The organism is Trichlorobacter sp. (assembly GCF_030247655.1).
GTDB lineage: Bacteria > Desulfobacterota > Desulfuromonadia > Geobacterales > Pseudopelobacteraceae > Trichlorobacter.
This window is the reverse complement of record NZ_JAOTRZ010000193.1, coordinates 1-5,834: the sequence shown is the minus strand read 5'-3', so window position 1 is coordinate 5,834 and position 5,834 is coordinate 1. Positions and strand designations below refer to the sequence as shown.

General features: G+C 45.9%; 7 protein-coding genes. 2 read left to right on the top strand and 5 right to left on the bottom strand.

Features of this window, described 5'->3' with window-relative positions; translation table 11 throughout:
* Positions 1-484, bottom strand: a 484-nt coding sequence (gene xseA / locus OEL57_RS13475; RefSeq protein WP_300741110.1) for an exodeoxyribonuclease VII large subunit, incomplete at its 3' end; no start/stop codon positions are given.
* A 78-nt stretch (positions 485-562) separates the two neighbouring features.
* Between xseA and OEL57_RS13470 the strand changes: the two genes are divergently transcribed.
* Both OEL57_RS13470 and OEL57_RS13465 read left to right on the top strand, forming a co-directional pair.
* A complete protein-coding gene (locus OEL57_RS13470) occupies positions 563-1,954 on the top strand; it encodes a ParA family protein (RefSeq protein ID WP_300741108.1) in 1,392 nt (463 codons plus the stop codon).
* Between the two features lie 35 nt (positions 1,955-1,989).
* Positions 1,990-2,475, top strand: coding sequence for a GreA/GreB family elongation factor (locus OEL57_RS13465; protein WP_300741106.1), 486 nt, complete (start codon positions 1,990-1,992; stop codon positions 2,473-2,475).
* Here OEL57_RS13465 and OEL57_RS13460 read toward each other — a convergent pair.
* The 4 genes from OEL57_RS13460 to OEL57_RS13445 all read right to left on the bottom strand — a co-directional run.
* Positions 2,450-2,728 (bottom strand): integration host factor subunit alpha, encoded by a 279-nt coding sequence (locus OEL57_RS13460; protein ID WP_300741105.1) that lies wholly within the window; start codon positions 2,726-2,728, stop codon positions 2,450-2,452. The two genes, OEL57_RS13465 and OEL57_RS13460, sit on opposite strands and share 26 nt — an antisense overlap.
* Before the next feature lie 52 nt (positions 2,729-2,780).
* Positions 2,781-3,458, bottom strand: coding sequence for a divergent polysaccharide deacetylase family protein (locus OEL57_RS13455; RefSeq protein ID WP_300741104.1), 678 nt, complete (start codon positions 3,456-3,458; stop codon positions 2,781-2,783).
* 315 nt (positions 3,459-3,773) lie between these two features.
* Positions 3,774-5,141 carry a S41 family peptidase gene (locus OEL57_RS13450; RefSeq protein WP_300741102.1) on the bottom strand — a complete coding sequence of 456 codons (1,368 nt, stop codon included), beginning with the start codon at positions 5,139-5,141 and terminating at the stop codon, positions 3,774-3,776.
* A 95-nt stretch (positions 5,142-5,236) separates the two neighbouring features.
* Positions 5,237-5,834 (bottom strand): murein hydrolase activator EnvC family protein (locus tag OEL57_RS13445; RefSeq protein WP_300741101.1); only part of this gene is annotated, 598 nt, incomplete at its 5' end.

The window sequence follows — 5,834 nt, the reverse complement described above, 5'->3', positions numbered from 1 at the left end:
GTCCCAGCACATTTAATATATCGTGGATTACAGCACCACTGGCTGAGGTGATAACACCAACACGTTGTGGCATGAAAGGTAATGATTGCTTATGAGCATCACTAAACAACCCCTCCCCTGCCAAACGATCTTTAAGCTGGGTAAATGCAGCCTGTAGTGCACCAAGTCCTTTGGGTTCGGCATATTCAACAATTAGCTGATATTCACCGCGCTGATCGTACACCGACAGTCGACCTCGCACAACTAGGGCCATACCTTCTTCAATTTTGAATTTAAGGGCCTTTGCACAGCCGCGGAACATCACACAGCGTAGCATGGCCCCACTGTCTTTGAGGGTAAAATAGGCATGCCCAGAAGCTGGTAACGCAAGATTGGATATTTCCCCCTCAACCCAGACCTGGGTAAAGTTGTCTTCAAGGAGATCTTTCAGGAGGGTAGTCAGGCGGCTTACCGTAAGTATGGTCTGTTCTGCAAATAGATTCATGCTTGAAAAGGTAGCACAGCGACTGCCAATGGTCAAACCAGGGTTGACCGCAGGGTTCTCTTTCCGTATTATGCGCCCATGAATAATTTCCCCTATATCCTGACTATCTCATCTGAGAAGGGTGGTGTTGGTAAGACTACCCTGGCAACCAACCTGGCGATCTACTTAAAAGCAATGCAAGAAAATCTGTCAGTTACAATCATATCCTTCGATAATCACTTTACTGTTGATCAGATGTTTGAACTAAAGGGCCATAAAACCCAGGGGACGGTTGAAGATCTATTAACCGGAACACCTGGGGCTGACCTGTTGCATCAGGGGCAGTATGGCGTTAACTACATCCCCTCCTCCAATAACTTGACAGAATTGTATCAAGGATTTAAAGGGCCAATGGCGCTTTGTCGTATGGTTGCTGAATCAGGTATTTCCGGTATAATCATCCTGGATACTCGGCCAGACCTGAATATTCTGACTCAAAACGCCTTATACGCTGCTGATCGGGTACTTATTCCGGTCAAGGATATGCCCAGCCTTGAGAATTGTAAGCATATCTTCGCCCTGTTTGATCAACGTGGAATTGACAAAAAATCCCTGGCACTAATTCCCTGTCTGATTGATAACCGTATTAAATATGACGGCCTATTCAAAGATCAACGCACGCTGTTACGGGCCTTTGCCATTAACCGTGGCTACCGCTGCATGGATACCTATATATCCAAAAGCCCGAAGGTTGAAAGCCTGAATACCAACCCTGATGGCAAGATTTATCCAATTATCAGCCATGCACGCGAAACCGAGGTGCATAGTCAGTTTACCGAGCTGGCGCTGGATATCCTGACCAGCTACAATCAGACAAAAGAACCACGCGCCTACCTGTATCATCAGTGGCAGACAGAACAGGAGGGACGTAAAAAAGAGGCCTTTCTTGCTCGTCTGGAAGGTGTTCTGCCCCATTGCGTTATCTGTGGCGCACTGCACGAAGGTGAAGGTTCAAAGGGGTTCTACTTTGAAACAGCTGACCATACTTCCAGGGGTTTTTTACACAGCGACTGTTTTACCGGGATGCTCTGTTCTATTCTCTATGATCTCCATCCACGCTCTGACTTGTATCAACTTTCATTACAGGTTATTCGCGAAAGCGCCGGAACAACAATTGCGGTATTCCGACCTCTTGTGGATGAATCAGGACAACCTCGGCTCTATTTTCAACAACTAGATCCTAGCGGCACCCCCTTGCTTGAGCGAGAGCTTTCTCTTGATGGTTTTCTGGAAGGTGTTTTTGACGGCATACGTGATCAGTTATTTCTTCTTCTGAATGAATCAATGACTGGATATGATGGAAAATTACGTGCTAGCTGGTTGGTGGTACATCCGGTGGATGAAAAAAGGCCTGAACAGGTACTGCAGGATATGGCATATCGAAGAATTCAGGATATGCACCGCCTAGTGTCAGAAATGACGACTAACTGATTTTTTTGACACAAACAGAAAGCACACAAGTACCCATGACAAATCTTATAACGGCTCAAGGCCTCAAACTTCTTCAGGATGAGTTTGAATATCTCTGGCGGGTAGAACGCCCCAAAGTGGTTCAAGGGGTTTCTGACGCTGCGGCTGAAGGTGATCGTTCTGAAAATGCCGAATACATCTATGGGAAAAAGCGGTTACGGGAGATAGATCGCAGGCTTAAGCAGCTGGGGGGGCGACTGAAGGTACTTGAAATAGCACCTGCTCCTCCCCTTAATCCCACGCGGGTATGTTTTGGATGTTGGGTATCCTATGAAGATATGGATGGCAAACAGTACTGTTACCAGTTAGGTGGGCCGGATGAGTTTGATGTGAAGCAGGGGGTTATCAGTATTGATTCGCCGGTTGGACAGGCACTTTTACAAAAACAGGTTGATGATGAGGTCACCATCCGACGCCCCGGTGGTGACCTCACGGTCTATATAACTGATATCAGTTCTATTCGCAGTTTATCCCCTGCTTGAGAATTGCACTTGGTTTAAATGTCAGCACCCGTCTTGGTTCAATGGTAATAGATTCGCCGGTCTGAGGGTTTCGGCCTCGGCGGGCGTTTTTATCCCTTACCTCAAAAATACCAAAACCTGATATTTTTACGTTTTCTCCCTTTGCCAGTGTTTCCTTGATCAAGTCCAGTAATGCCTCAACATGGTCAGCAGCCTCTTTTTGCTTGATACCAAGCTCTTGATGCAGTTGTTTGGCCAGTTCTATCTTGGTCATAAACTCCTCCTTGAAACAGGTCTGCTGCCAGCAGCCCGCGTTTAATGTACGTTTACTGTTTAGTCACCAGCCTGGTTATCTTTACCAGTTTGACACCTTTAGCCTGCAGTTCAGGTAATGTTTTAGCCAACGTGCTTATAGTTGCTGGATGAGGGTGACAGATGGCTATGGCATGACCGTTCTTGCGAGCGCGTGCCACTGCCTGCTCTAACTGTCCCCTGATATACTCTTCTTTCTGTTCATTATCCAAAAACACATCACGTCGGGCAGCAGCCAGTTTAAGTTCGGCAGCCACTTTAAGGCCTGTTGTTTTTGGGGTTGTAATGCTATCAACAAAAAACAACCCCTTATCCTTAAGGATTTTCAGTACCACCCGCATCTTGTCTGGATTCTCGGTAAAACCTGAACCCATATGGTTGTTGGCACCTACAGCCTGAGGTAACGTACTCAGATAATCAAACATTCTACTTCGTAGCTCTTCATCACTCTGTTCAAGCAACAGCCCGTTGGCCTCAAGCCTCCGCTGGGGGTATTCTTTGGACTGCATCGGCATATGTATCATGATTTCAATCCCTTGACCAGCAGCATAGTGTGCTACCTCGCGGTCATGTCGTAATCCGGGGATAATCGCAAATGTGACCGGTACACCAATACTGGCAAGTGAGTGCGCTTCCTGAAGTGAATTACCCATATCATCAATAATAATAGCAAGTTCAGCATTGACTGGCAAAGGCTTGGTAACCGGCTGTGGAACCTGCTTAGTTGGCTGAATATCACCGGTATTGTAATCCGACTTAGGTTGATCAAGTGGTAATTTTGGAACAGTGACGGTTTTTGGAACTTCAGACGATGAATGTGTCTGTTGAGGAGTTGTCTGTTGTCGTGTTAACTGGGATTTCGCGGTTTTTGTCTGTTGATGGTAATGTAGCAGATACCCAGCAACCATAAGTAAACAAATAGATACAAGAAAAACGGCAAGGGCAAAACCGCCCTTGCCGTTTTTCTTGTATCGGTTAGCATGTGATGATTGTTGCTTAAGAGCCACCTAGTGTTTCTCCGGCCCCATTTTCTTTAAAATCTCCCATCCCTTAAGCAGGTCAAGAGCACGAACCAGTTGATAGTCAACCTTAAGAGGATCTACAGGTTTCTTGGCATCAGCAGTATCTTTGGTTGTTTCTTTAGTTACTTCTTTTTTATCGTCAGGCTTTTTGTCACCATCAGTATTTTCAAAGTGGTTTTCAAGATCTTTTTCACGAATAAACATGGATTCGCGACGTGTGGTTTCCTTAGGCATCTCAAGTTGTTCTACAACGATGTCAGGAGTAATGCCTTTGGCCTGAATAGAGCGGCCTTTAGGGGTATAATACCGCGCAGTGGTCAGACGCAGGCCAGATTCGTCAGAAAGAGGAATAATAGTTTGAACCGAACCTTTGCCAAAGCTTTGCGTACCCATAATAATGGCACGTTGATGATCCTGTAGCGCACCGGCAACAATCTCAGACGCACTGGCACTGCCGCCGTTGATCAGGACGACAATTGGATAACCAGGCTCTTTGGCACGAGAGCTGGCATTAAATTGCATCTGTGACTCTTTATCACGACCTTGCGTATAGACAATCAGCTTACCATTTTCAATGAAATGGTCCGAGATGCGTACCGCCTGATCCAGCAAACCACCGGGATCATTGCGCAGGTCAAGCACCAGACCTGAAAGCTGTTTGCCTTTATTCTCCTCAACCAGTGACTTAAGCGCTTTAGCGACATCCTCGTCAGAACGCTCCTGGAATTGGGCAACACGAATGTAGCCATATCCATTGTCAAGCATACGGAATTTTACGCTTTTAACCTGAATGATATCTCGAATAAGAGTGAACTCTTTAGGACGCTCAAATCCATCACGCATGATGGTGAGAACTACCTTGGAACCTTTAGGACCACGCATCCTTTTAACAGAATCCGTAATAGTCATATCCTTGGTGAAACGCTCATCAATCCTTAGAATCTGGTCACCTGACTTGATGCCAACCCGCTGAGCCGGTGTGTCTTCAATCGGGGAAATAACCGTCAGAATTCCCTCTTTCATACTAATTTCTATGCCCAGTCCGCCAAAAGCCCCTTTCGTTTCAACCTTCATTTCTTTAAAGGTTTCCGGTGACATGAAGGAGCTATGTGGATCAAGCGCAGAAAGCATGCCATTGATTGCACCATAAATAAGCTTTTTAGAGTCAACTTCCTCAACATAACTCTTTTTAACAATAGTCATAACATCGGTAAACAGGCCGATATATTCGTATTCTTTGCCCCCCTGCGCGTCGCAGCGCCGTTGAGTGCTAATACCGATAAAAGTAACTAGGGCAACAATGACAACTACAAAACCAAAAGCAAGTTTTTTTGTTCTGCCGAGCTTCAGCATGACAATTCATCCTCCAGAGTAGATCAAGCAAGTTATTTGTATATACATCGAACCTATCAGAAAAACTATAGTTTATTTATATAGCTATAGCAGCATTAACGAACCCAGCCAGTTGGATCAACAGGTTTGCCCTGATGCCTGATTTCAAAATAGAGAGCTGGTCCTTTGGCTGAATCCACATCGCCAACTGCTGCCACTACATCACCCTTGGCAACTTCAGCGCCAACCTTGCGGGAAATCCGCGAGGAATAGGCATAGAGACTAAAATAACCACCTCCATGATCAATGATGATCATATTGCCATACCCTTTAAAGTAATCAGCAAAAATTACCGTGCCATCATAAATTGCACGGATATCTGAGCCAACCGGGGCTGCAATAACGATACCCTTGCTGAAGGTGTAGGAATTAAATTCAGGATGTTTGTGTTTGCCAAAGGTCTCAATCACCTCCCCTTTTGCCGGCATCCGCATGCGCCCTTTCTGGGAGGCAAAACCACGGTCAGGCACAGGGGAAAGCTCCGGCAACTGCTTGTGCTTAGCTGATGGATCATGCTTTACTGCTGCTTTTCTGCGACTCTGGGCTTCAAGTCGGTTAAGCATAGTCTGTAATTTGGCAGCATTGGCCTGCAGCACTTTTAACGAAGTTTCGTAACCTTGCCGGTCCTGACGTACTTGGCTGAGATAACTTGAT

Bases quoted from the DNA above. Each gene is read 5' to 3' on its own strand.
- OEL57_RS13470 (WP_300741108.1), top strand. From the start codon at position 563: ATGAATAATTTCCCCTATATCCTGACTATCTCATCTGAGAAGGGTGGT.
- OEL57_RS13450 (WP_300741102.1), bottom strand. From the start codon at position 5,141: ATGCTGAAGCTCGGCAGAACAAAAAAACTTGCTTTTGGTTTTGTAGTT.
- OEL57_RS13465 (WP_300741106.1), top strand. From the start codon at position 1,990: ATGACAAATCTTATAACGGCTCAAGGCCTCAAACTTCTTCAGGATGAG.
- OEL57_RS13460 (WP_300741105.1), bottom strand. From the start codon at position 2,728: ATGACCAAGATAGAACTGGCCAAACAACTGCATCAAGAGCTTGGTATC.